Source organism: Aerococcus sp. HMSC062A02 (assembly GCF_001809535.1).
Taxonomy (GTDB): domain Bacteria; phylum Bacillota; class Bacilli; order Lactobacillales; family Aerococcaceae; genus Aerococcus.
The window spans coordinates 122,920-146,759 of record NZ_KV797921.1 but is presented as its reverse complement, the minus strand read 5'-3'; the positions used below and the strand labels follow the sequence as shown (position 1 = coordinate 146,759).

Annotated in this window: 24 protein-coding genes; 3 read left to right on the top strand and 21 right to left on the bottom strand. The window is 48.6% G+C overall.

Features of this window, described 5'->3' with window-relative positions; genetic code table 11:
• Positions 1-33: 33 nt before the first annotated feature.
• From HMPREF2626_RS04235 to HMPREF2626_RS10100, 8 genes are all read right to left on the bottom strand, one after another.
• Positions 34-1,323: a tetratricopeptide repeat protein gene (locus HMPREF2626_RS04235; RefSeq protein ID WP_070617871.1), complete on the bottom strand. Its 1,290-nt coding sequence runs from the start codon at positions 1,321-1,323 to the stop codon at positions 34-36.
• 124 nt (positions 1,324-1,447) lie between these two features.
• Entirely contained in the window at positions 1,448-1,729 is a 282-nt protein-coding gene (locus tag HMPREF2626_RS04230; protein WP_067971897.1) for an HU family DNA-binding protein, read from the bottom strand.
• Positions 1,730-1,885: 156 nt separating this feature from the next.
• Entirely contained in the window at positions 1,886-3,196 is a 1,311-nt protein-coding gene (der, locus tag HMPREF2626_RS04225) for a ribosome biogenesis GTPase Der (protein WP_070617868.1), read from the bottom strand.
• A gap of 102 nt (positions 3,197-3,298) precedes the next feature.
• Entirely contained in the window at positions 3,299-4,594 is a 1,296-nt protein-coding gene (gene rpsA, locus HMPREF2626_RS04220; RefSeq protein ID WP_070617865.1) for a 30S ribosomal protein S1, read from the bottom strand.
• 96 nt (positions 4,595-4,690) lie between these two features.
• Positions 4,691-5,389 carry a (d)CMP kinase gene (gene cmk, locus HMPREF2626_RS04215; RefSeq protein ID WP_070617931.1) on the bottom strand — a complete coding sequence of 233 codons (699 nt, stop codon included), beginning with the start codon at positions 5,387-5,389 and terminating at the stop codon, positions 4,691-4,693.
• Positions 5,390-5,409: 20 nt separating this feature from the next.
• Positions 5,410-6,198, bottom strand: a complete 789-nt coding sequence (locus tag HMPREF2626_RS04210; RefSeq protein WP_067971907.1) for a LysM peptidoglycan-binding domain-containing protein — start codon at positions 6,196-6,198, stop codon at positions 5,410-5,412.
• Between the two features lie 75 nt (positions 6,199-6,273).
• The gene (locus tag HMPREF2626_RS04205; protein WP_070617862.1) at positions 6,274-7,743 is read right to left on the bottom strand and encodes a RecQ family ATP-dependent DNA helicase; all 1,470 of its coding nucleotides are present in this window, start codon (positions 7,741-7,743) and stop codon (positions 6,274-6,276) included.
• Positions 7,736-8,743: a YpbB family protein gene (locus HMPREF2626_RS10100; protein WP_070617859.1), complete on the bottom strand. Its 1,008-nt coding sequence runs from the start codon at positions 8,741-8,743 to the stop codon at positions 7,736-7,738. Before HMPREF2626_RS10100 ends, HMPREF2626_RS04205 begins: the two co-directional genes overlap by 8 nt.
• 25 nt (positions 8,744-8,768) lie before the next feature.
• Between HMPREF2626_RS10100 and HMPREF2626_RS04195 the strand changes: the two genes are divergently transcribed.
• Positions 8,769-8,984, top strand: coding sequence for a ferredoxin (locus tag HMPREF2626_RS04195; protein WP_230080846.1), 216 nt, complete (start codon positions 8,769-8,771; stop codon positions 8,982-8,984).
• An 80-nt stretch (positions 8,985-9,064) separates the two neighbouring features.
• Here HMPREF2626_RS04195 and HMPREF2626_RS04190 read toward each other — a convergent pair whose 3' ends face one another.
• The 6 genes from HMPREF2626_RS04190 to HMPREF2626_RS04165 all read right to left on the bottom strand — a co-directional run bounded on the left by HMPREF2626_RS04190 (position 9,065) and on the right by HMPREF2626_RS04165 (position 13,059).
• Positions 9,065-9,643, bottom strand: a complete 579-nt coding sequence (locus tag HMPREF2626_RS04190) for an ECF transporter S component (protein WP_230080880.1) — start codon at positions 9,641-9,643, stop codon at positions 9,065-9,067.
• Positions 9,644-9,645: 2 nt separating this feature from the next.
• Complete coding sequence (locus tag HMPREF2626_RS04185; RefSeq protein WP_070617856.1) at positions 9,646-10,377, bottom strand: pseudouridine synthase; 732 nt, start codon at positions 10,375-10,377, stop codon at positions 9,646-9,648.
• Between the two features lie 22 nt (positions 10,378-10,399).
• Positions 10,400-10,987, bottom strand: coding sequence for an SMC-Scp complex subunit ScpB (gene scpB, locus HMPREF2626_RS04180; RefSeq protein WP_070617854.1), 588 nt, complete (start codon positions 10,985-10,987; stop codon positions 10,400-10,402).
• Positions 10,984-11,751, bottom strand: a complete 768-nt coding sequence (locus HMPREF2626_RS04175) for a segregation and condensation protein A (protein ID WP_070617850.1) — start codon at positions 11,749-11,751, stop codon at positions 10,984-10,986. The genes scpB and HMPREF2626_RS04175 overlap by 4 nt, the downstream gene beginning before the upstream one ends.
• Positions 11,751-12,155, bottom strand: a complete 405-nt coding sequence (locus tag HMPREF2626_RS04170; protein WP_070617847.1) for a hypothetical protein — start codon at positions 12,153-12,155, stop codon at positions 11,751-11,753. Before HMPREF2626_RS04170 ends, HMPREF2626_RS04175 begins: the two co-directional genes overlap by 1 nt.
• A gap of 73 nt (positions 12,156-12,228) precedes the next feature.
• On the bottom strand, positions 12,229-13,059 hold the full coding sequence (locus HMPREF2626_RS04165; protein WP_070617845.1) for a glycosyltransferase family 8 protein: 831 nt from the start codon (positions 13,057-13,059) through the stop codon (positions 12,229-12,231).
• 87 nt (positions 13,060-13,146) lie between these two features.
• Here HMPREF2626_RS04165 and HMPREF2626_RS04160 point away from each other — a divergent pair, with 87 nt between their 5' ends.
• On the top strand, positions 13,147-13,437 hold the full coding sequence (locus HMPREF2626_RS04160) for a chorismate mutase (RefSeq protein ID WP_070617842.1): 291 nt from the start codon (positions 13,147-13,149) through the stop codon (positions 13,435-13,437).
• Here HMPREF2626_RS04160 and HMPREF2626_RS04155 read toward each other — a convergent pair.
• A complete protein-coding gene (locus HMPREF2626_RS04155) occupies positions 13,421-14,152 on the bottom strand; it encodes an NAD-dependent protein deacylase (RefSeq protein WP_083294334.1) in 732 nt (243 codons plus the stop codon). The two genes, HMPREF2626_RS04160 and HMPREF2626_RS04155, sit on opposite strands and share 17 nt — an antisense overlap.
• 145 nt (positions 14,153-14,297) lie before the next feature.
• On the opposite strand from HMPREF2626_RS04155, the gene HMPREF2626_RS04150 reads away from it, so the two are divergent.
• The gene (locus HMPREF2626_RS04150) at positions 14,298-15,077 is read left to right on the top strand and encodes an FxLYD domain-containing protein (protein WP_070617836.1); all 780 of its coding nucleotides are present in this window, start codon (positions 14,298-14,300) and stop codon (positions 15,075-15,077) included.
• A 64-nt stretch (positions 15,078-15,141) separates the two neighbouring features.
• Here HMPREF2626_RS04150 and xerD read toward each other — a convergent pair whose 3' ends face one another.
• The 6 genes from xerD to HMPREF2626_RS04120 all read right to left on the bottom strand — a co-directional run bounded on the left by xerD (position 15,142) and on the right by HMPREF2626_RS04120 (position 23,811).
• Positions 15,142-16,035, bottom strand: a complete 894-nt coding sequence (gene xerD, locus HMPREF2626_RS04145; RefSeq protein ID WP_070617833.1) for a site-specific tyrosine recombinase XerD — start codon at positions 16,033-16,035, stop codon at positions 15,142-15,144.
• A complete protein-coding gene (locus tag HMPREF2626_RS04140; protein ID WP_067971942.1) occupies positions 16,025-16,486 on the bottom strand; it encodes a Fur family transcriptional regulator in 462 nt (153 codons plus the stop codon). Before HMPREF2626_RS04140 ends, xerD begins: the two co-directional genes overlap by 11 nt.
• Complete coding sequence (locus HMPREF2626_RS04135; RefSeq protein ID WP_070617830.1) at positions 16,486-17,367, bottom strand: CvfB family protein; 882 nt, start codon at positions 17,365-17,367, stop codon at positions 16,486-16,488. Before HMPREF2626_RS04135 ends, HMPREF2626_RS04140 begins: the two co-directional genes overlap by 1 nt.
• Before the next feature lie 157 nt (positions 17,368-17,524).
• The gene (pyk, locus tag HMPREF2626_RS04130; protein ID WP_070617828.1) at positions 17,525-19,300 is read right to left on the bottom strand and encodes a pyruvate kinase; all 1,776 of its coding nucleotides are present in this window, start codon (positions 19,298-19,300) and stop codon (positions 17,525-17,527) included.
• A gap of 54 nt (positions 19,301-19,354) precedes the next feature.
• Positions 19,355-20,272, bottom strand: coding sequence for a 6-phosphofructokinase (gene pfkA / locus HMPREF2626_RS04125; RefSeq protein WP_067976491.1), 918 nt, complete (start codon positions 20,270-20,272; stop codon positions 19,355-19,357).
• Between the two features lie 143 nt (positions 20,273-20,415).
• Positions 20,416-23,811: a DNA polymerase III subunit alpha gene (locus HMPREF2626_RS04120; protein WP_070617825.1), complete on the bottom strand. Its 3,396-nt coding sequence runs from the start codon at positions 23,809-23,811 to the stop codon at positions 20,416-20,418.
• Positions 23,812-23,840: the final 29 nt, after the last annotated feature.

Genomic DNA, 23,840 nt, shown 5'->3' with positions numbered 1-23,840 from the left:
CAAAAGATTACCCTTCCATTATAGCATTTATTCCTAGAAATATTCACCCATATCTTGGTCCGATAAGAAGGGATAGAAGGACGGGTCGGACTTGAGTTCAGGCCGGTCAGCTAATAAGTGTGTGATCGCTTCTTGGTCGCCCTCTTCACGCATAAAGCGCAAGTAGTCATATACAAAGCTAGCATCTCCTTTTAAGTCAGGATAAGCTTTTTGATAGTAGTCGTGGGCCTTAGCGAAGTCTTCGTTTAAGTCATAGGTCCGGGCAACGAGCCAGGCCAATTCGCCCGACTGATAGGATTCGACCGGCATAGCTTGGACCTGGTCCAAGGCGGCTTGACCATCCTCCGCTGCTAGATAGCCGTGGAGGATGAGTTCATGCATGGTCGTATAGTCAGGGTCTAAGGCCAGGGCTTGCTGGGCGTCAGCTAGGGCTTGGTCACTTTGACCGAGCTTCTGGTAGAGTCTTGCCCGCTGGCCCCACAAGTCCGCATCAAAGGGTTGGCTGTTAAGGGCAGAGGTCAGCATCCTGAGCGCTTCATCGTCTTCGTGGAAGGCCTCTTTCACTTCCGCATAGAGGGCCAATTCCTTGGCAGTCAATCGGTCTTCGAGATAGAAGGATTCCAGGATCCCCTGGGCCTTCTCATAGTCTTCGTTCAGGGCATAAAGCAGGCCCAATTGCTTCTCTTCAGCCTCCGTCCGCTCTTCCGGGTTCTTGCTTTGGAGCCGGTCCAAGGCTTCATCAAAGTTACCCACAGCGGTCTGGGCAAAAAGATAGTTCTCTTCTACTTTCTCGCGAATTGGGTCCGGCAATTCTTCATCATCCAAGAGTTGACGGTAGTCCAATAAGACGGATTGGAAGTCTCCCTGGTCAAACTTCAATTGGGCAATCCCGTAACGAATGACTGCTTCATCTGGGGCCAGGGCCTGGGCTTCCTGGAGTTTGACCATGCTCACTTCTGGCAGTGACAGCATTTGATAAGCATCTGCCTGCATCAAGAGGGCCTCCACCTGGTAAGGGTGGCCGTCACCTAAGGCCAGCAGGTCATCGATAGCTTCCGCGTAAGCGCCTTGGTCAATCTTGGCCTCTGCCTTCAGGAGCTGCCATTCCAAATTACCTGGCTCTGCCTCCTGGGCCAAGTCATAAATCTTAAGCAAGCTGGTCAAGTCACCTAGGGTCCGGACCGCCTCAATCAGGTCTAAGAGCTGGTCTTGGCTGTAATCCTGGAAGTTAGCTTGCAAGTCTTCCAAGCATGTCTCGATACCCGCTTGGTCCTGCAAGCGAATCGCTTGAAGCAAGCGGCTAATATTTTTTTCAGTCTGCATGCGCATTCCTCCTCCGCTATATTTTAGCATACTGTTCGCCCAACCCAAGGATAAGTCCTTGAAGCGACTAGTAAAAATAAAAAGCCAGGTCCGAAGACCTGACTTTTACTACTCTTTGACGAGATTAATTTCCTTTAACAGCGTCTTTCAAGCCTTTACCTGGTTTGAAGGCAGGTACTTTACTTGCTGCGATTTGGATTTCTTCACCTGTTTGTGGATTACGTCCTTTACGTGCTGCACGTTCACGAACTTCGAAGTTACCGAAGCCGATGATTTGTACTTTTTCACCTTCTTCAAGGTAAGCTTGGATGGATTCAAAAACTGCATCAACTACTGGAGTCACATTTTTCTTTGAATCTCCAACTGCGTTAGCAACACTTTGTACTAAGTCTGCTTTATTTGCCAATTTAGTTCACCTCCTCCGATAAAGATTATCGGAATGTTTATTGAAAAACATTTTTAGGATTTCTCTATCTACTTAGATAATCCATTCTAAGGATACCACAGAAGCCTTGTCACTACAATGTTTTTCTAGGTAAATTAGATAAAGTTTATGTCTCTTTTACTTTCTTTCACGGGTAATTAATTTGATCGGTGTCCCCTCAAAATCGAAGGATTCTCGGATTTGATTCACGAGGAAGCGTTCATAGGAGAAGTGCATCAGATCAACATCATTAACGAAAGCAACAAAGCAAGGAGGAGCTGTAGCCACCTGGGTCAGGTAATAGACTCTCAATTTGCGCCCCTTGTCTGAAGGCGCTGGGTTAATGGTAATGGCCCGGTTTAAGACATCATTGAGAAGTGAGGATTGGATCCGGCGTTGGTGGTTCTCATGAACGTGCTTAATTAGTTCCGGTAATTGGTGGAGGCGTTGCTTGGTCTTAGCTGAAACAAAGACAATCGGTGCATAGTCGATGAATTGGAAGTGGGCACGGATTTCGGCTTCGAATTCTTTCATCGTGTGATTATCCTTCTTAAGAGCATCCCACTTGTTGACAACGATAATCAAGCCACGCCCCGCTTCATGGGCATAGCCCGCAATATTCTTATCCTGGTCGCGGATTCCCTCTTCAGCATTCAAAACGAGGAGGGCCACATCGGCTTCTTCAATGGCGCGCATCGAACGAAGGACCGAATATTTTTCCGTTTTTTCGTAGACCTTCCCCCGCTTGCGCAAGCCAGCTGTATCGATAATCCGATATTTCTGCTTGTCCACTGTGAACTGGGTATGGACGGCATCGCGGGTCGTTCCAGCAATATTAGAGACAATAACCCGCTCTTCCCCGAGCATGGCGTTCACAATCGAGGACTTGCCCACATTTGGCCGTCCAATCACTGCAAAGGAAATGGTATCATCCACAGGGCCCTGGTCTGGTTCCTGGGGGCTGAGCTTCAATGCCGTCTCTAAGAGCTCACCCAAGCCCAAACCGTGGGCACCTGAAATTGGCACAGGATCGCCTAAACCTAGGGAATAGAAGTCATAGATATTCGCCCGTTGTTCCGCATTGTCCACCTTATTGACTGCCAAGATAACGGGCTTATTGGTCCGGTAGAGCAATTGGGCAATCATTTCATCGGTGTCGGTCACGCCATCGCGGACATTGGTCAGCATGACAATCACGTCTGCTTCTTCCATAGCAATCTCTGCTTGGGCGCGAATCTTGTCCTGGAAGGATTCATTGGAAAAGTCAATCCCACCGGTATCAATAATATTCAAGCGTCGGCCTAGCCACTCCGCATGGGCATAGATCCGGTCGCGGGTGACGCCAGGCGTATCTTCCACAATGGAGATCCGGTCCCCCGCCAAGCGGTTAAAGATGGTCGACTTACCAACATTGGGCCGTCCCACAATCGCAATGGTTAAATTAGCCATTTAAAAACCTCCTTTAAACAACTTTCTTTCTGATAAAAAAATAAAGGCTGGCAAAATAAAGTATTTTGCTCAAGCCTCTATTTTCAACTCATTATCTTTAGATTAGTCTTCGTCGCTAAGGTCTAATCCTTTTAATTGGTCGCCTAATAAGTCGCCAAAAGTAAAGCCTGTATCTTCTTCAGCTGCTTGGTTTTGACGTGCAGCTTGGCCACGGTTATTCTTACGTGCTGGACGAGATTTCTTAGCACGTGGTTTGTGGTCACGGTCAGCGCCTTCTTCTTTAGCAGGTGCTTCTTCTAAGGCTTTGATACTTAATGATAAGCGGTTTTCTTCTGGGTCCACATCAAGCACTTTAACTTGTACTTCTTGACCTTCTGATAATTTATCAGCTGGTGTATTCACATGCTCATGCGCAATTTGTGAAATGTGAACTAAACCTTCAACGCCTGGGAATACTTCAACGAAGGCACCAAAGTCAACAAGACGGCGTACAACACCATCTAATACGGCACCCTTAGGCGCTTTTTCTTCGATATCTTCCCATGGTCCAGGAACCAATTCCTTAATTGAAAGTGAAATACGACCGCGGTCTTCATCAACAGATAAGATCTTCACGTCTACTTCTTCGCCAACAGTTAAAACATCTGAAGGATGCTTCACGTGATGGTGAGCAATTTGTGAAATGTGAACTAAACCGTCAATGCCGCCTAAATCGATAAAGGCACCGAAGTTAGCTAAACGAGCAACTGTACCAGTAACAGTTTGACCAGCTTCGAATTGCTCTAATTTTTCAGCACGTTCAGCAGCAGCCTTTTCAGCAGCAATTTCTTTGTGGGATAGGATCAAGCGGTTTTCAGCAGGATCGATTTCCACAATTTTAACTTCTAATTCTTTGTCTTTGTAAGGAGTGAAGTCCTTAACAAAGTGATCTTCTACCATTGAAGCAGGAATGAAACCACGAACGCCAGCGTCAACAACTAAACCACCCTTAACCACTTTCTTAACGGGAACAGTGATTGTTTCGTCGTTTTCAGCTTTTTCTTCAAGTTCTTTCCAGATCTTCTTAGCTTCAACGCGACGGCGTGAGAGTAAGAAAGAACCGTTTTCTTTTTCTTTGATTTGTTTAACAACAACCAATTCAATGACGTCGCCAATTTTAACTACGTCTTCAACATTGTCGATAGGTGTTGATGAGATTTCGCGGAATGGCACAACGCCTTCAACGCCGGCGCCTTCGATCCCTACGATTAATTGGTTGTTTTCATCGATGGTTAAAACTTCACCATTAACAGTGTCGCCAATTTTAACGTCCAAGGTTTGATCAAGGACATCTTCCATTGATGGCATTGCCTCTGTTTCTTCTACTTCATGATTTTGTGCTTCAAATTCGTTTGACATATATTGTATCCTCTCCTAAAGTACTAGCCACCAGTCAAGAGACCAGTGTTACAACGTTGATTTTACCATGTTTGCCTTAATAAAACAAGCGATCCACTAAATATTTTCAGCTTTCTCACGCTTTTTTTCGTCGATAATGGTAATTAAACGCTCTTGGACCTCTTCGATGGTCAATTCTGAGCTGTCGACATGGACCGCATCAAGGGCTGGGCGCAAAGGGCTTTCCTCCCGGTTCATGTCATAATGGTCCCGCTGGCGGATTTCTTCTTCAATTTCTTCCAGGCTTTGGTCTGAATAGTGGCAGTCCTGGTTCTCGAGATAGCGACGCTTGGCTCGCTCATGAACGGAAGCGATCAAGTAAATCTTGACTTGGGCCTGGGGCAGGACCACTGTCCCAATGTCCCGGCCATCCATGACGATCCCTGCCGCACAGCTAGCAATCTCTTGCTGGCGCTTAACTAATTCCTGGCGAACCAAGGGAATGGCTGCATAATAAGAGACCAGGTTAGATACCTGGTCCTCACGAATCGCCCGAGTCACCTCTTCGCCGTTCAGATAGACCAACTGGCCCTGGTCTGAAGCTTGAAAGGAAATCTCAATTTCCTCCAAGAGTTTTTTTAAGGTCTTTTCCTCTTCTGGTGCAATCCCAGCCCGGCTAGCGGCTAAACTTAGACAGCGGTACATGGCCCCAGTATCCAAGTAAATATAACCATAGTGTTGGGCCAGGCGTTTAGCCAAGGTCGACTTGCCCGAAGAAGCTGGTCCGTCAATCGCAATTTGGAAATTTTGAGTCAATTCAGGCGCTCCTTTCCGCATTACTGTACCCTAAGGACGGTACCTGGGGCAATATTCGAATTTGCACTCAGGCCATTAGCTTGGAGTAATTGGTCCAAGGTCATGCCATGGTTAACAGCAATCCGGTAGAGGTTGTCCCCTGCTTGAACGGTATAGGTGCCAGAAGTCCCAGCAGTATTTTGCCCTTGTTGGTTCTGTTGGGCATTAGCCGAAGACTGGGCCAAGGAAGCACGTTCGGAAGCTTGGGCAGCTTGTTGTTGCTGAGCTGCGATGCTAGCTGAAGCTGCTGCTGACTGACTAGCTTGGTTAGCGCTCTCCGCTTGTTCTGAGGAAGCGATAGAGGCTGACTTCTTATCGGCTTCTTCTTTAGCCTTGGACTCCGAAGCCTTCTTCCGGCTCTCTTCCTCAGCCTTGCTAGCGGAAACATTCTGGGTCTTGGACACCATCACTTGGTCGGTTGATTGGGGTTCAACCGTCTTCTTCTGGTTAGCGGTGTAGACCGTAATGATCAAAGGCACAATCACCATCACTAAGAGGATGAAGGTCAAGACTTTAGCAAAGGGTGAGATCTTCTCATCATGGCCCTTGGGATTGCGGGCTGAACGGGAATATTGGCGTTTCTTCAGGTTCTCGTATTCACCAAAATTCTGGTCGGCCTCATCAGTAAATTCACTCGTTTCAGGGTCATCTCCTAGGTCTTCGTAGTCATAGTCATCGACTTCATCATAAGCGTCGTAGTCGAAGTCCTCCTGGTCCAAATCATCTGAAGGGCGCTTTCTAAACTGATTAAACTTATCGCGTAAGCTCATAACGGGTCAATCCTTTCCAATTCATTTAAAAAAATTGTATCACTTTATAGCTGAAAAGTCATTTAAATTCCTCGCTCACTTGCGGTTAAATAGTTGGTCCAAACGTTCTTGCCAGTTCGGACGCCCCGCCTTTTTGGCCGCCTGTCCAGATGCCAAGTAAGCCTGCCAGGGGGCCAAAGATTCAAAGTTAGGCTGGCAGCGGCTGCAACAAAAAGCAGGTTTTTCTCCCTCTTCCCCACTTTGGAAATAGGCCAGAAGCCCTTGTCTCAAACAGGTCTCCCCTTCAACTAGAGCCAGTAGATGGTCTAGGGCTAGCTGGTTCTTCTTGATATAAGCCTGATAGTGAGCCTTAGCCTGGTCAAAATCATTAAAATGAAAACGGTAAAAGTCAAGCCGGGCGCTGACTCCCTGGTCAAGCCCGTGGGAAAGTTGGGAAAGTTGGCGGTCAGTCATCTTAAAACTATGAGCTAACAAAGCTAAGAAGTTGTCGGCCTCTTCTTCTGGATGTTGCCTAAAGTAAAGCATGCGCCGCTTCTCTTCCTGGTCCACTAAGATCAAGTGGTAAGCCTGCTTGCGGTCGCGACCGGCGCGGCCGCTCTCCTGACTCAATTCATTCAAAGAAAAAGGCAGGTGGTAGTGGATAACAAAGCGCAAGTCTGCCTGGTTAATCCCCATTCCGAAGGCTGACGTGGCAAAAATCACATCCAAGCTATGGTTCAGAAATTGTTCCTGGATAGCAAAACGTTGGCTATCCGGAAGGTCAGCATGGTAGGCTGCCACATTCAGACCCTGGGACCGAAAAGTCTGACTCAGTGCTTCGAGTTCGGCTTTTTGGTGGACGTAGACGATACCAGGTTTAGGTAAGTGGCTCAATTTTTGACCGAGAAATTCAAACTTGTCCGCCGCATCCAAGAGCTCACAATCGTAGAAGATATTGGGGCGGTCCAGAGGGAGTTTCACCGTCTTGACTTTCTCTTCAGGGTCAAAGAGGTAGGTCTGAATGGTCCCAAGTTCAGCCGGGCTGGCCGTTGCGGTCAGAGCTAGGGTTAGGGGACGGCCCAAGTCTTGGCGGAGGGCTTTGAGCTGGGAATATTCGGGCCGAAAGTCTACCCCCCATTGGAGGATACAATGGGCCTCATCCACCACAAAGAGGTCAATCGCTAGTTGCCGGAGCCGGTCTTTGACTCGTCCTTGTTGGATCATCTCTGGCGATAAGAAAAGAAAACGATAGTCCCCTAGCTGGGTCAAGGCCTGGTTGAAGGCTTGGGGCCTAAGCGCACTATTTAAGGCCATGGCTCCTTTAAAACCGCCGAGCTGAAGCTGGGCCAATTGGTCTTGCATCAAGGCAATCAAAGGAGATACAATGACCGTTAGTCCAGACTTGCCCTGGGCAAAGAGTTGGTAGATCAAGGATTTTCCGCCCCCAGTTGGCATCAAGGCCATGACCTGCTTGCCGGCTTCCAAAGCCTCCAAGGCTTCTAGTTGACCGGGTCTAAAGGTGTCCAAGCCAAAATAAGTCCGTAATTCCTGCTTAAAATCACGCACGAGCGAAGTCCCCCCCTTCTGCTTCAAGATTAGCAATCTGCCAGACCCGGTAGAGCCAAAATGCCTGGTCCCCATATTGATCCTGGAAAGAGGCAAAGTCTTCTGGAGCTTTTTCCTCATAGAAGCTTTCAGGGGCTTTCCCCAGAGCTCGGCTCAGGTCGGGCAAGAAACGGTCACAGTCAAAGATAGCCACTTCAATCAAATGATCGGCCAGTGTCGAGGCTTTGAGTCCCCTCCTGGCCTGGACTTCCGCTAGGCTAGCTCCCTGGTCCAAGCCTTTCAAGGTCAGATCAGCAGAAGACTTCCAGGCAGGGAAGCGCCGGTTGAGTCCTTTTTTGAAATAAATAAGATAAGGACAAGCCTCTGCTGTTTCAAGGGCCTGGTCCAAGCGCCCTAAAACAAAATGTCGGGCCAAGGTAAATTCCTGGCCCTGCAATACATCTAACCAATCCTCAGCCGCCAAAGCGGGGAGGTCGTGTCCTGAAAATTGACTGAGCAAGAAATCAGCCTTGTCCTGAGGCCAGTCTTCTAAAAGCCGTGCCCATTCCTGGTAAAATGAAGCAGTAAAGGCCTCCCGTCCCTGAATCCTTAGCTGGCTAAAATAGGCTTTCACAAATTGCTGGACTTCCCAGTCTTGGGTCACCGTCACATAGCGCTTCTGGCCATAAGCCAGCTGGGAGGCAGCTTGGACGAGAAGCAAGTAGGCCTCATAGCGTTTCTGCCGGTTTTGGGGGAAGACCATGCCCTGGCGGTAATCAAGCAGGTCTGCCAAGAAAGAAGGCTTTGTGTTAGAATAATCCTGACGACTCGCTTGCTGGGCTAAAACCTGGCCCCAGTCAGACTTCTTGAGCTGGGGGAAAAGACCAAAATAAGCCTCCAATTGATGCTTTTTCGCAAAGTAGAGGGTTGATGGCGTCCGCTTGCCAACCAACACTTGGTAGGTCGAATTCGGCGCCAGGCCCTGACAGCTAGTGATAACTTTGACAAGAATTTCGTTCACGCGACTCCCTCCAGAAAGGTGATTGATGATGCAAGGACAAATTATTCCCGAAGCCTGCATTGCCTGCGGGATTTGCCAGCTCAAAGCCGAGCAAATCTTCGACTATGACGATGAAGGCATCGCTTACTTCAAAAACGCAGACCAGGCTTACCGAGCCCAGATTCCAGACGATCAAGTCGAGGCCTTCCGCCAGGCCCTCACCCACTGTCCGACAGGCGCTATCCAGCGGGTCAAAAATTAAAAAAGCTTTCCGTTATGGGACCTTTCAGTTCCATTATAACGGAAAGCTTTTTCTTTGTCTGCCCTCTTCCTCTACAAGCTCTACAACCAACGATCCAAGATCGGTAGGAGGCGTCTGAGGAAGAAGTGAGCGACGATAGATACCAAGATCCCCTTGACGAGGTTAAAGGGCACAATGCCCATGAGTAGGTATTGGACCATGTCATTAATTGGAAAATTCATCACTGCCGAATAGAAAGGCGCTAGCACAAAATAGTTCAAAGCGACCATCACTAGGGTCAACGATAGGGTCGCCGAGCCATAAGTTAAGAGGAGTCTCGACCAAGCTAGTTGGCGATCTTTAGCCTTGATGGTTCCTAAGTGACCCCGCAGGAAATAGTAAATCGGTAAGATATAGGCCAGGCTAGCTAAGAAGCTGGCCAAGTCGCCAATTGGGTAACCCGCATCCCCACCAGTTTGGATATAGTGGAGCAGGGTCCGGATCAAGGCTGCTAGAGCACCGGACAGGGGACCATAGAGGAAGGTCGTTAATAAGAGCGGGATATCTGAGAAGTCAATCTTTAAGAACGGCAAGGCGAAAAGAATGGGAAAGGCAAAGAACATTAAGAGATAAGCCAGTGCTCCCATAATCGCTATAAACATTAATCTTTTAGCCTTCACAACTACTTCTCCTTTCCATCTTCTGCCAAGTCTTTGAGCTGTTGGACCTCAAAGGGCAGGAGGACACGGGATTGACCGGGCCGCAGATCATCCAGGTAGATATTCCCATAGAATTCACGGCGCAATTTTTGTACGGAATGACCGATGGCGTCGAACATTTTACGGACTTGGCGGTTGCGGCCTTCGTGGATGACTAATTCAACCACAGCATAGTCCTTGGCTTCTTCCGTCTTAATCATCCGTGCCTTGGCTGGGGCCGTCTTCTTGCGGTCAATAATGACCCCCTTCTCCAAGCGGCGGAGGTCGTCGCGGGTTGGAATGCCGTTGACCTTGGCGATATAACCCTTAGCCACCTCGTGACTGGGGTGCATGAGGAGGTTAGCAAATTCCCCATCATTGGTTAAGAGCAAGAGGCCACTCGTGTTATAGTCCAAGCGGCCAATCGGATAAATCCGCTCTTCCACATCTGGGAAATAGTCGGTCACACAAGGGCGCCCACGGTCATCTTCCACTGCTGAAATGACGCCCGTCGGCTTGTTGAGGACAAAGTACTTGGGTTCTTCCTTGTAGATTGGAACCTCATCCACTTCCACCCGGTCGTGGCGACTCACCTTGATCCCCAATTCCACCACCGTCTCGCCATTGACCTTCACCCGGCCAGCTGTAATTAACTTTTCCGCTTGTCGGCGTGAAGCCACGCCTGCATGTGCAATGACTTTCTGTAATCTTTCCATAGCTCAATCTCCTTTAAGCAAATTATATCTCCACACTGTTGTCAGCGAGCTCTCCTGCATCAAATAAAGCCGTCTGTTCAGCCTCCTCTGTCTCATCCGTCTTGAGCCTAGTGAGGTCCGGTAGTTCATCTAAGGAAGACAGACCAAAATATTGGTAGAAGTAATCGCTCACTCCATAGATGATGGGCCGGCCAGGACCTTCTTTACGGCCTTGTTCTTCAATCAGGTCATGCTGGAGGAGTTTCTGAATCATGGCTGAGGACTGGACTCCCCGGATATCATCGATCTCCATCCGCGTGATAGGGGCCTGGTAGGCAATGATGGCCAAAGTTTCCAGGGCCGCTTGCGATAGCTTAACCGAGAAAGGCGACAGAGCATAAGACTTGACCACATCCGCTAGCTCTGATTTAGTAACGAGCTGGATGCGCTGGTTGACCCAAGATAGCTTCAAAGCAGACTGCTGGTCCGCCTGGTATTTCTCAGCCAATTTCAAAAGGGCATAGCGGGTCTGGTCGATGGACAAGTCGAGCAATTGAGCCAATTCTTCTAGGTCCAAGCCTTGGTCACCGGCAACAAACAATAAACTTTCAATGGCCTGCATGGCTCTCATTCCCCCACCTCATTTCGTTTGATCTCAATATCGGCCTGGCCCAAAGTCTGGGCAAAGGACAAGTTCGCAGCTTTGACCAGTTGTAGAAGGGCCAAGAAGAGTGTCACGATCCGTTCGCGGGTCAACGGGCCATCCACGATCAAGTCATAAAAAGAAATTACCCGACCATGAGGACAAGCTTGGAGCAGGTCATCCATGGCTTCCTGGACAGAGTAAGTCTCTGCTTGCACTTGGCGTTCCAAAGGGGCCTGGCTCTTCAAGCGGCGCATCATTTTACGTAAGGCCGCCAGTAAGTCATCTTGGTCGAAAGCCCCTTTTGCTAAGGGGAGCTTGGTCTGATAGGCGGATAAGTCGCTAGCTGCCTTGGGATACTCCAGTTGCCGGGCCTCCTGCTTCTCTTCCAAGAGCTTGCTCACATTCTGGTATTGCTGGTAGGTCAATAATTGCTGGACCAGGTCTTCGCGGGGATCTTCTTCCTCTTCTGTCGCTTCTTTCTTGGGCTTTGGCAGCATCATCTTCGACTTAATTTCAATCAGGCTCGCCGCCATAACCAAGTACTCACTGGCCAGGTCCAGTTCCAATTCCTTCATTGCCTCCAAGTAGGCCAAATACTGCTCCGTAACCAAGACAATGGGAATATCAAAGATATCCACTTCAAGGGTCTTAATCAAGTGCAAAAGCAGGTCCAAGGGCCCTTCAAAACTAGCTAAATCCAGCCTCAAAGCAGAGGCTGGATAGTCTTCAAGCTGCTTATTTTCTTCCATTAAAGGTCTGACACTTCCTCTGCTGAATGCTTGCCTTTAGCCTGGCGCATCTCAAGATTCCATTTCTTGAAAAAATCCGACATCTCAATTGAAGCTGAGAAATTACGCTGGGGAAAAAGCTCACTGAGTTCCGTTATCATCTGCGAAACCAAGCCCTCACCCCTAAAAGAAGGCGTCACCGCCACATAGCGCAAAATAATGCTTTGGCTATCCAAGTCTTCATCAAAAGCAATCAAGGCATGGTAGTTATCGGATGCCTGGTCCCTGTAGAGGTATAAGGACCGGTAGCCGGATTCGATTTTGGTAATTTCATTACTCATCTCCTCATAGTCCTTAAAACGCGGAATATAAGAGAGTAAACCCATTGCTACTTTTTTATACTTTGGAATATATGGTGTTAGCATATGTTATCTCCCAATCTAAAAGTCAAAATTTAATTAACGAAACTCTAACATATTATCACAGATCTTGCAATTCTTACAAGCTTTCTTGGCTTAAGTGGCGGTGCATCCGCTGCCAATAGTGCTGGTAGAGAAGAGCAAATTTATCGCTTGCATGGGCCTCCCAGGGCTTGCGCTTGCCACAGAAATGCAAGAGAGCCGTATGGGCAATCACCCACTGGTCATCCCATGCCCCCGCTGAAATCAGTTCATAGGTCTTCTGGTAACGCATGTCGTAATTATAAATTTGGTCGGGCAAGGCATAGACCTGGTGGCCATAGAGGGCATTGAGAACATCCTGGTCCGGTAAGAAGAGCTGGAAGTAATGGGAAGCAATGTAGCGGTAAATGTCATCCGCACGCACCTGGGCTCGAAGGACCGGCAGATTCATCAAGAGCACTCCTGAATTATAGTAGGAGCCCCCGTCCTCTCGCTGTAAACGAAGCCGATTAAAGTCATCCGAAAGCCTGGTGAGACGGGAATGGCTAGCCGCCGCATATAGGTGGTCAGCCAGGTCTAAGTGGTAGAGCTCTGACAAGTCATTGATGCAGAGGATATCTGCATCCAGGTAGAGGATCCGATCTAAATGGTCCGGTAAGAAGTCTTGGGCCAAAAGCCGGTAGTAAATGGTTTCCGGATAGCGTTTAGAAACAGGGGCCTGGCTAAAGTCGGCCTCCTCCATATTGATCAAGTGGAGGTCGATGGCAAACTTAGCCGTCAGACTTTGGATCGCTTCTTTCCCCGCTAAGTCTCCCTTAGTCAAAATATAGACGGCCTCAACCGCTTCCTTGCTGTTCTCTATCACCGAAGTAAGGGTCGTCAACATTTGATCGACAAAGTGATGGTCAATAGCAAATAATAAATTCATCATTACCTTTCTAGTTCTGCTAATTGTCAGAACTCAAAATTTTATCTATAATTAAGTAAAATGCAGTAAATCATAAGGAGTGAAAGCATGTCCCTAGACCAAGAAAGAAAGAAAATTAACCAGATTGACCAGCAAATTGTTGCCCTCTATGAAGACCGGCTCAAAGTCAGTGAAGAAATTGCCCGACTCAAAGCCGCTCAGGGGGCGGATATCTTCGTAGCTGACCGGGAACAAGCCGTGATCGAGAATGTTCAAAAAGGCTTAAAGAATCCAGCCAATGCTGACAGTGTCCAAAAGCTCTACCAGAAAATCATGCGCCTATCCCGCGAACGCCAGCAAGAAGTTCTAGCCAACGACCAAGCTAATCCAGAGCGCTAAAGACCCGGCCTACCCGGTCTTGGAAGACAGTGAGTGATTGCTTCTGAGCCACTTGGAGGGGGCTTTTATTAATTAAGACCAGGTCTTTGCCGCCGTAATAATTAATCAAGCCCGCTGCCGGATAAACGACCAGGGAAGTCCCAGCAATAATCAGCAAATCCGCCTCTTGCAAGGCCTGGACAGCAGCTTGGAGGACAGAGGAATCTAAACCCTCTTCATAGAGCACGATATCTGGCCGCACGATGCCCTGATCTTTTTCGCAGCGAGGAATCCCGTCTCGGTCCTTATGCAAGTCTTCATAGGCATAAGCCTGGCCACAGTCCATACAGTAATTGCGCCAAACGGACCCATGTAATTCAAACACCCGCTGGCTACCAGCCTTCTGGTGGAGGCCATCAATGTTTTGAGTAATGACCGTTACATCCTTTCCTCTATCCTCCAAGTCCGCCAGGTAGCGATGGGCAGGATTGGGCTTCGCCTCAGGGAAGACCAGGTGTTCGAAATAAAAAGCAAAGAATTCTTCTGGATGGGCCATAAAGTAATGGTGGGAAATCACCTCTTCGGCCGGAATCTGTACCCCTTGGTCCCTGCTATAGAGCCCCTCAGAGGAGCGAAAATCGGGGATACTACTCTCAGTTGACACCCCTGCCCCACCGAAAAAGACCAGATGTTGACTCTTATCAATTAATGCTTGCAATTGTTCTATTTTTTCCATGATACCACCCTTTCTCAGTTCATCGATTCAAGCTCTGCTTCTATTTTAACAGAGCTTAGGAAAAAGCAGAAATTTAAAGGAAAATATTAACCCTTTATTGCATTTTCTGTTAATATAATACATAAAGAAGTGGAGGTTATTCCTAATGCGTAAATTCTTATCCATCATCGGCTTGGCCTTGTTTATTTTCTTAGGCGGCTGTTCCCAAGTCCAAAAGACGGACGACGCCTTCTTCGCCGACCTGGCCTCAACCTGGCAGGATCGGACGGAAACTATGAAGAAAGTGGAAAAGGAAAATGATATCACCAAGTCCTTCAAGGCAATCTTTGAAACGGAATTAAAGGGCCTAGAAAAGTATGAAAATGCTGATTTCGAAGATCCTGAACTCGGTCAAACGGTTCAAAATTATCTCAAAGAAGTTAGAGCCTGTCTTGAAGCCCTAGACACGGACCAATTGGGCTATGACGACCTTGAAAACTATCTTAACCACTATGACAAGCGGGTGGGCTATCTCAAGGAGCTCTCCAAAGACAAGCGTTATGTCCTACCTGAGGGCTCGGAAGATGACCTAGCCTTAGACCGTGAACAGATTAAGAAAGACAAGGCCAAGGCTGAGGAGCGAACCGATATCCTGAAGAAATTCCAAGAAGACCTCAATAAACTGAGCTTCCAAGGGAGCAAGGATGCAAATGGCCAAACCAATATCAGCGGTCAATTATCCAATACTACAGGGGCGGACTTAGCCAACTTCACCATCACCATCAAATTCCTCGATAAGGATGGCAATGAAGTGGATAAGCAAAGCGAAAAAATTGACGTCCTGAAGAATGGCGAAACGAAAGAACTGAAATATTCCACTGACAAAGACTTTGCCAGTGTTGCTCCAGACCTTAACTTAGATAATCTGGAAATTAATAAGCCCTAGGGCAAATAAAGAAGCCTTAAAGTGAAACAGGCAAGCTGTTTACTTTAAGGCTTTTTTAGTGCATTTAAGACCGTGGGAAGGACTTAGCATAAATTTCTTTGAGATGGGGAGCATGGATGTGGGTATAAATTTGAGTCGTGGAAATATCGCTATGGCCAAGTAATTCTTGGACGACCCGCAAATCCGCCCCATTCTCAAGAATATGGGTCGCAAAGGAGTGGCGGAGGGTGTGGGGGCTCACATTTTTTTGGATACCGACTTCTTGGACATAGGCCTTGATGCGCTTCCACACCCCTTGACGGCTGATCCCCTTTCCGTGGTGGTTTAGGAATAAGATCTCCGAATCCTTATCCTTGAGCAGTTGGTCGCGGGCATAGTCCTGGTAGCGGCCAATCCAATCAGCAGCCACTTCCCCCAGGGGCACAATCCGCTCCTTGTCCCCCTTGCCCAGACTCTGGAGGAAGCCTAATTCTGGATGGATATCCGTCACTTTGAGATGGACGAGCTCACTCACACGAAGGCCCGAAGCATAGAGGAGCTCCAGCATGGCCCGGTCTCTAAGTCCTAGGGGTGTCCCGATATCTGGGGCCTGGAGCAAGCGGTCCACTTCATCCATGCTTAAGACAGTGGGCAGGGTCTGCCGTTTCTTGGGCATGGCAATCTGGTCGACGGGATTCTGGTCAATCTGTCCGTTCAACAATAAGTGAGAAAAGAAACGCCGCAAGCTTGACAGTAAGTGGCTGAGGGTAGTCGTCTTCTGTCCTTGGTCGCTCTTGAACTTGAGAAAGGCTCGGATATCTGTGCGATCTAGGTCCTTGTAATGGCTAAAGCCTTGGTCCTCCATCCAAGTATCCAAGCCCCGGATATCATTGGCATAGCTCTTGATAGTGTTATTCGATAAACCTGCTTCTACCTTGAGTGTCATCAGAAAATCTTCCAAAAGTTCCTTATTCGTCATAGGGCAAGTCTCCTTCTTGGCAGTCCTGGCAGAGACCGTGGATGACCAAGTGGTGGTTAGTCACCTTGAAGTGGAAGTTTTTTTCGACTTCTTTTTCTACAGCGTCCAGGAGGTCCTCGTTGATTTCAATTATTCGACCACAATGGATGCAGACCAGGTGGTGGGGAGCATGCTGGGATTGCCGGTTGATGAGGCTGTAGTAGGCCAGTCCTTCGCTGCCCATGACCTTGCTGACCACCTGGATGGATGTTAAGATCTCCAAGGTCCGGTAGACAGTGGCCAGACCGATCGATTCATTCTTTTCCCGGGTGTACATATAGATTTGTTCGGCACTCAGCAACTGGTCGCTTTGCTCAATCAATACCTGTAGGGTGCTCTGACGTTGGGGCGTCAGCTTAAATCCAGAAGCTTGAACCGAAGCCTTCAGCTCTTGAAATTGGTCTGTCCCCACTAGTCCTCATCCCCTTTGTTTACTAAATAAATCCCTGCCTGGTCCTGGCGCAGGATCCCCTCTTTCATCAGATGGCCGAGGGCACGTTTAAACTGGGCCTTGGAAAGGTTGAAGAACTTACGAATATCTTCCGGCCGGCTCTTATCATTGTAAGGTAGGAAGTGGTCTGGTTGCCTTTCCAGGATAGCCTGAATCATTTGAGCATCTTCATTGATGACCTGGTAGGCTTGCGGTTTAAGGGACAGGTTTAAGTTGCCGTGCTGGCCCACACCGATCACCCGGGCGGTCACTTCCTCACCCAGAGCGGGCTCTTCATAGCGTTCACTCTCATGGATAAAGGCCTGGTAGTAGTCTTCTGTCAAAAGATAGGTCCCCACAAACTTACAGCGGTAAACCCGAGCTTTCACCGTTTTATTATTCCAAGTCGAAGTATGGGGGGACAAACGCTTGGAGATTTGTTGGAAGACCTGGTCGTCCGCAAGTTTAGCCCAGACCCTGTCCTTCTTGTCCACTTCCAAGCGCACAAAGAGCTTACTGCCTTTTTTAGGCCACAGATGCTTCTCTTGTGGGAGGTCATCCAGGGATAAAACCATGTCCTTATCCGGCAAGCCAATAGCCAAAAAGACCCCTAAATCTTGTTTAACAGAAGTGACTTCTCCCCAACCGTAGCGGTCTTGGCGGACATCAGGCAGGTCCAGGGTCATGCACAATTGCTTGTGGCTGTTCTCATAAACGAAGCCGCGAATGCTGTCACCCATTTTGAGCGATCCAGCTTGGTCTCTGTCTAAGCGGTAGGACAAGCCATCTTTTTGCACAAAAAAGTGTTTGTCGTTCTCATCGGTAACAATGCCTGTCACCAGGCTTCCTAAATATTTATTCATGGTCTACCTCTTTCATTGGTCGAATCGTATCCAATTTCATACGCTTTCTATTCTAGCATACTTTAAGCTCTGAGCGCTCGACCTGATCTTATAAAAAAAAGAATTTTGCTCATTGGTTAATCCAACAAGCAAAATTCTCAATCTAGTTTCAGCTTAATTAAGCGTCGCCGCCTTCATAAACGACACCACGACGGGCATCGACGGTGACTAATTGACCTTCAGTCACTTCTGCAACTGCACCTTCAGCCCCTACGATGACTGGGGTATTGGTGTTAATGCCAAGTACTGCAGCATGGCTCGTTACGCCGCCTTCTTCAACGATAACTGCCTTCGCTTTGCTAATGGCATCGTTGTATGATTCATCTGTTGTCTTCACAACAAGGACAGAATTAGCCGTTACTTTTTCGTTAGCTTCTTTCGCGTCCTTAGCTAAGACAACGTGACCGACAGCAGAATTTTCCCCGATACCTTGGCCGCGAACGATTTGACGGCCAACGATTTGGATCTTCATTAAGTTAGTTGTGCCACGTTCACCGACAGGAACACCAGCAGTTACTAAGATCTTGTCGCCGTCTTGGGCATAGCCATTTTCCTTGGCTAAGTTAGCAGCTAAGATCATCATGTCATCAGTTGTTGCTGGACGTTCAGCTACAATTGGTTCTACCCCACTCGAAAGCATGAGCTTATTGGCGCGGCTTTCAGAGAAGGTTAAAGCCAAGATTGTCGCATTTGGACGGTATTTAGAAATCATTTTAGCAGTAAAACCAGAATCTGTGGCAGCAACAATGGTACGGATGCCCAAGTTGCTTGCTGTATAAGCAACGGATTGGCTGATAGCTTCGGCCACGTCTAATTGGGCATGGTCACCACGTTCCACATGGTTAGGTAAAACACCTTCTGAGTGTGCAGCGATTTGAGCTTCAGTTGCTAAAGCAATCCGATTCATAGTTTGAACGGCTTCAACAGGATAGTCCCCTGCAGCTGTTTCACCAGATAACATAATCGCATCGGTACCGTCGTAGATAGCATTGGCAACGTCTGACGCTTCAGCACGCGTTGGACGTGGGTTCCGTTGCATGGAATCTAACATTTGGGTAGCTGTAATGACTGGTTTACCCAAGCTATTGCAGAGTTCAATCATATCTTTTTGAGCGATTGGAACAGTTTCTACAGGAATTTCAACCCCTAAGTCCCCGCGGGCAATCATTAAACCATCGGAAACGTTCATAATTTCTTTAATATTGTCCACGCCTTCTTGGTTTTCGATCTTAGGCAGGATTTGAACATCTTCATTGCCAGTTTCTTCTAAGATTTCGCGGATTTCAAGGATGTCTTCTGGTTTACGAACAAAGGAAGCCGCAATAAAATCAATGCCTTGTTCCAAACCGAAGCGAATATCTGCTTCGTCTTTATCCGTAATCCCAGGTAAATTGATTGAAACGCCTGGTACATTGACGCCCTTCTTGTCTTTGATGATCCCGCTGTTTTCTACAACAGTTACAATTTCACCATCGGCTTTGTTAATGTCAGTAACCAGTAAGTCAACCAGACCATCGTCGACTAAGATATGTGAACCAACGTGAACATCATCAATCAATTCTGGGTAAGTAATTGAGAACTTGCTTGCGTCCCCTTCCACTTCACTTGAAAAGATGGAAACGGTAGTACCTTTTTCAAGTAAAACAGGTTCATGGTTAACCATATTGTGGGTACGGATTTCAGGCCCCTTTGTGTCCAATAAGAGGGCAACCCGCTTGCCGCTTTGTTTGGCAGCTTCACGGATGTTCTTAATCCGGGCTTCATGTTCTTCATGCGAACCGTGTGAGAAGTTCAAACGAGCAACGTTCATGCCCGCTTCCATTAATTGAACTAAGGTTTCAACTGACTCAGAAGCTGGGCCAATAGTACAAACAATTTTAGTGTTCTTTTGCATTTTTGTTCTCCTTTTTTGCTTTAATCCTTTGAACGAATAGACATTATAAGCGACTTAATAGGAAATGTCACCATTAATTTCATACAATTCCATCAATGGGGTGTGGGTTTCTCGGTTCAAGACTTCCGAAATATCGCCATAGACAATATCATTGCCACGGATGCCCAAGCAGATACCTGAGTGACCTTGGTTCAAGAGCTCTACAGCCCTAAAGCCAAACATGGTTGCAAGGACACGGTCGCGTGCGGAAGGGGCGCCCCCTCTCTGCATGTGACCGAGCACCGTTGCCCGGCTGTGGAAGTTTCCGTAAGTCGAGAGCTTATCCATGAATTTATTAGCAGACATCACGCCTTCAGCGAGAATAATAATGATATGCTTCTTACCCCGCTCACGGCCTGCCTTGATATCTTCCACAATTTGGTCCATATCAAAGCCAATTTCAGGAATAATTACCTTCTCAGCCCCTGAAGAAATACCGGTCCAGAGGGCAATATCTCCAGCATTACGCCCCATCACTTCAATAATGAAGGTCCGCTCATGACTGGTAGCTGTATCCCGAATCTTATCGACTGCCTCGATGACGGTATTGCAGGCTGTATCGAAACCAATGGTAAAATCAGTCCCTGCAATATCATTATCAATCGTCCCAGGAATACCAACCGTTGGAAAACCGTGCTCACTAAGGGCTTTGGCTCCCATGAAGGAACCGTCCCCACCGATTACAATTAAAGAATCAATCTTAAATTTCTTTAATTGCGCAATGGCCTTCTCCTGTCCTTCTTTCTCAGCAAATTCAGGATAGCGCGCCGTGTACAGCATGGTCCCCCCGCGCGACAGCAAGTTGCCGACATCATCAATACCCATTTGATAGATATCGCCTTCTGCTAGTCCACGAAAGCCATAGCGGATACCATAAACCTCGTTGCCGTCGTAGATTGCTTTTCTAACGACAGCACGAATGGCGGCATTCATCCCTGGTGCGTCACCACCACTTGTTAAAACGCCAATACGTTTAACCACTTGGACACCTCGTTTCAAAAAATTAATTCATACAATTTTATCTTAACATTTTTTTCAAAGAATGTCGCCCCATTTGTAATTTTTTCACGAACTTGTTAGCTGAGAATGACATGTTTTTCCCCATAAATATCCTTTAGGGCTTGGAGGACCTGGGGCGTATGAGCGAGCGCAAATTGAGAAGCCAACCAGTACTGGCTGCCCTCTTCTTTGAAGATAAAGTGGAGGGGCGTGATGCCAGGTTGGTCTTGGACGAGGGCCAGCAAGTCTGCTTTCTTCTGGGAAGCTGCTGCTTGGTTGGCAACTTCGATGTGGAAGGCCCCCGCCCTGCCCTGCTTAATGGCTTGATCTTTGAGCTGCTGGTAGTAGGCTTGGTCCAGGCGATAAACTTGATCGACTAGGATTTGGAGTTGGTCGCGCCGCTCTTCAGTCTTCCCGCGCACGGCCAGTTTCTGCTTATCCCGCAAGAAGGCGACATAGCGGATATAGGTCTGGGGAAAGGCGGTTAAGTTAACCGTCCCCGTGGCATCTTGGACTTCCAGGAAGGCCATGGGTTGCCCCTTCTTCGTTTGGATCCGTTTGACATGGACGACTTCACCGATAACCTGAACTCCCTGGCCTGGCTTGAGATCGCTAATGGCCTGGAGCTGGCCTGTCTGGTAGAAGTCCTTCCAGGCTGCATAGGGATCGACACTCAGACAGAGGCCTAGGTAGTCAATTTCTTGTTGGATCAGTTCGGAATCCTTGTACTCTTCGTATTCTTCAATGACCGGAGCGAAGAGGGACTGGTAGTCATTGGCCATGCCCAGGTCTAGCTGGTTCTGTTGGCTCTGCTGACCAAAAAGTTTGCGGTGGTCCAGCAACTTAGGCAGGGCATCTTCAACCAGGGTCCGGCGGTTATAGTTAAAGTCATCCAGGGCGCCGGATAAGGCCAGAGCGGTCAGCACCTTTTCCCTGGCGGCTGCTTGATCCAAGCGACTGACAAAATCCATAAGATCCTTGTAGGCACCTCCGTACTGGCGCTCTGAAATAATGCTCCGACTCACCGGCCGGCTCAGGGTCTTGATATTGGATAGGCCCAGGCGGAGGGTCGACTGGTCGACCAGGTCCAAGGGCATGAAGGACCGGTTGACACTGGGCAGGTCAATTTGAATGCCAGCTGATCGGGCCTCCGTTAAGAGCTGTTTACCCTTGACGTCATGGATGCTGGTGTGGCGAAGGTTGCCGTAGTAAAAGGCAGCCGGGCAATGGACCTTGAACCAGGCCAAGTCATAGGCCAAGTAAGAATAGGCAAAGGCATGGGACCGGTTGAAGCCATAATTGGCGAAGGCATCGATATAGTGGTAGACCTCTTCGGCCAAGCCTGCCTCATAGCCCTGGTCGATAGCTCCCGTGATGAATTGATCATGGAGGCCATCTAAAACTTCCTGCTGCTTCTTGCCCATGGCCCGGCGCAGAATATCGGCCTGACCGAGGCTAAAGCCAGCAATCTTTTGGGCCACCTGCATGACTTGCTCTTGGTAGACCATGACCCCGTATGTCGCTTCCAAGATCGGAGCAAGGTCCTCATGGGGATAACTGATGGCTTCCTGGCCGTGCTTGCGTCGGGCAAAGTGGTTGATCTGCTTCATTGGTCCCGGCCGGAAGAGGGCATTGACGGCTGCCAGGTCTTCCATGGATTCGGGACTCACTTGGCGCAGGACATTGCGAATACCATCCGATTCAAACTGGAAGACGCCCAGGGTCTCAGCCCGCTGGAAGAGCTGGTAAACCTCCGGATCATCCTTTTGAGCCAATTTTTGGTCTAAGTCCTTATAGCCTAATTTCTCAGCGGCTTCCTTGACATCGTGGAGGATGCTCAAGTTGATAAGACCTAAGAAGTCAATCTTCAAGAGGCCAATCCGCTCGACTTCGCCCATGGTGAATTGAGAGAGTAAGATTTCATTGTTGGCGTTCTGCTGGAGGGGAATATCCGCCACCAGGGGCCGGTCGCTAATCAGGACCCCTGCCGCATGGGTTGAGACATGGCGGGGCAAGCCTTCCAGTTTGAGTGCTGCCTGGAGCCAGAGCTTGCCATCTTCCGTTTCCTCTAGCAAACGCTGGAAGTCTTTGGATCCTTGATAAGCCTCACGCAAGCTGATTTGCCCCTCAATTTGATTGGCCCAGGTGCTGATTTCGGCTTGGCTCTTACCTAGGGCTGAGCCCACATCGCGCAAGGCCTTGCGCGCAGCAAAAGTTCCGAAGGTAGCAATCTGGGCCACATGGTCGGCCCCATATTTTTCAAAGACATAGTGGAGGATATCCTGGCGGCGGTTGTCGGGAAAATCCAAGTCGATATCGGGCATGCTGTGGCGCTCCGGATTGAGAAAGCGCTCAAAGAGCAGGTCGTTTTCAATCGGATCGACATGGGTAATGAAGAGGGCATAGGCGACCAAGGAGCCTGCTGCTGACCCCCGGCCTGGCCCTACAGTAATCTTAGAGGCCCGGGCATAGCGCATAATATCCCAAACGATCAAGAAATAATCATCAAAGCCCATCCGGTGAATCACTTGGAGTTCATAGGTCAAACGCTCCTGGTAAGCTTTAAAATTTGCCTGGTCGCCCACGCGCTCGGCCAAACCTTGGGCTGCCTGTTGGGCTAAGTAGGTCTGGGCATCCTCCCCCTCATCCAGGGGAAAGCGCGGCAAGAGTTCCTTGTGGTAGACCATCTCTACATTCAGATCAGCGACTAAGTCAGACAGAAGGTCCACCGCCTCCGCTAATCCGATTTCAGCGTATTCAGCCCGCCAATCTGCCGGCGACCTTAGAAAGTGAGGGCCCCGTCCCTCCCGGCTAGCTTCAATATCGTCTAGCGGCTGGTTCTGATCGATAGCTGCTAGGACTTGCTTGTAGAAAGAGTCCTCCGTCTCTAAGTAGGCAACATAGGGCAAGGCAAGGAGGTCTAAGCCAGTCTTCTGGCTCAGCGCTTTAATGCTATCCAAGTGGTAGCGGTCAAAGGCCTGGGCACTCAGCCCAATATAAAGATTATCTGCCTTAAAATGCGCTTTAAAGCCCTGGCACCAGGCCAGAGCTTCTGCGTCTTGATTCTCTTTAATCCGTGCCATATGGGGGCCATAAACGGCGGATAGGACTACTAGGAGGTCATCATTCTCCTTTTTTAATCGATCCAAGGCTTCTGCGTAACGCCCGGTTTTAACCAGGGTAGACAAGCGCATGAGGACCTGGTAGCCTGCCTGGTTGCGCGCATAGACCACATATTCTTCAAAGTCCTGGCCCATAAATTCAGAAGGGAGCTGGAGGGATAAACCAATCAGGGCCTTAATCCCCGCTTCCTGGCAGAGGTCGTAGAATTCACAGGCGCCGTACAGGACATTGACATCGGCCAAGCCTAGTGCCTGGTAGCCCAATTTTTTGCCAAAAGTCACATAGTCAGCTAGGGATATGGGGCTCTTGAGTAAGGTATAGGCGCTATTGACATGCAAGGGGGCAAACATAAGCTCTCTCCTTTCCCCGTATGGTCACA

Bases quoted from the DNA above. Each gene is read 5' to 3' on its own strand.
- scpB (WP_070617854.1), bottom strand. From the start codon at position 10,987: ATGAGAGCCATGCAGGCCATTGAAAGTTTATTGTTTGTTGCCGGTGAC.
- HMPREF2626_RS04120 (WP_070617825.1), bottom strand. From the start codon at position 23,811: ATGTTTGCCCCCTTGCATGTCAATAGCGCCTATACCTTACTCAAGAGC.
- HMPREF2626_RS04185 (WP_070617856.1), bottom strand. From the start codon at position 10,377: ATGGAAAGATTACAGAAAGTCATTGCACATGCAGGCGTGGCTTCACGC.
- xerD (WP_070617833.1), bottom strand. From the start codon at position 16,035: ATGACGAATAAGGAACTTTTGGAAGATTTTCTGATGACACTCAAGGTA.
- pfkA (WP_067976491.1), bottom strand. From the start codon at position 20,272: ATGAATGCCGCCATTCGTGCTGTCGTTAGAAAAGCAATCTACGACGGC.
- der (WP_070617868.1), bottom strand. From the start codon at position 3,196: ATGGCTAATTTAACCATTGCGATTGTGGGACGGCCCAATGTTGGTAAG.
- HMPREF2626_RS04175 (WP_070617850.1), bottom strand. From the start codon at position 11,751: ATGGAAGAAAATAAGCAGCTTGAAGACTATCCAGCCTCTGCTTTGAGG.
- rpsA (WP_070617865.1), bottom strand. From the start codon at position 4,594: ATGTCAAACGAATTTGAAGCACAAAATCATGAAGTAGAAGAAACAGAG.
- HMPREF2626_RS04155 (WP_083294334.1), bottom strand. From the start codon at position 14,152: ATGGAAAAAATAGAACAATTGCAAGCATTAATTGATAAGAGTCAACAT.
- HMPREF2626_RS04210 (WP_067971907.1), bottom strand. From the start codon at position 6,198: ATGAGCTTACGCGATAAGTTTAATCAGTTTAGAAAGCGCCCTTCAGAT.
- HMPREF2626_RS04150 (WP_070617836.1), top strand. From the start codon at position 14,298: ATGCGTAAATTCTTATCCATCATCGGCTTGGCCTTGTTTATTTTCTTA.
- pyk (WP_070617828.1), bottom strand. From the start codon at position 19,300: ATGCAAAAGAACACTAAAATTGTTTGTACTATTGGCCCAGCTTCTGAG.
- HMPREF2626_RS04160 (WP_070617842.1), top strand. From the start codon at position 13,147: ATGTCCCTAGACCAAGAAAGAAAGAAAATTAACCAGATTGACCAGCAA.
- HMPREF2626_RS04195 (WP_230080846.1), top strand. From the start codon at position 8,769: ATGATGCAAGGACAAATTATTCCCGAAGCCTGCATTGCCTGCGGGATT.
- HMPREF2626_RS04135 (WP_070617830.1), bottom strand. From the start codon at position 17,367: ATGAATAAATATTTAGGAAGCCTGGTGACAGGCATTGTTACCGATGAG.
- HMPREF2626_RS04170 (WP_070617847.1), bottom strand. From the start codon at position 12,155: ATGCTAACACCATATATTCCAAAGTATAAAAAAGTAGCAATGGGTTTA.
- HMPREF2626_RS04235 (WP_070617871.1), bottom strand. From the start codon at position 1,323: ATGCAGACTGAAAAAAATATTAGCCGCTTGCTTCAAGCGATTCGCTTG.
- HMPREF2626_RS04165 (WP_070617845.1), bottom strand. From the start codon at position 13,059: ATGAATTTATTATTTGCTATTGACCATCACTTTGTCGATCAAATGTTG.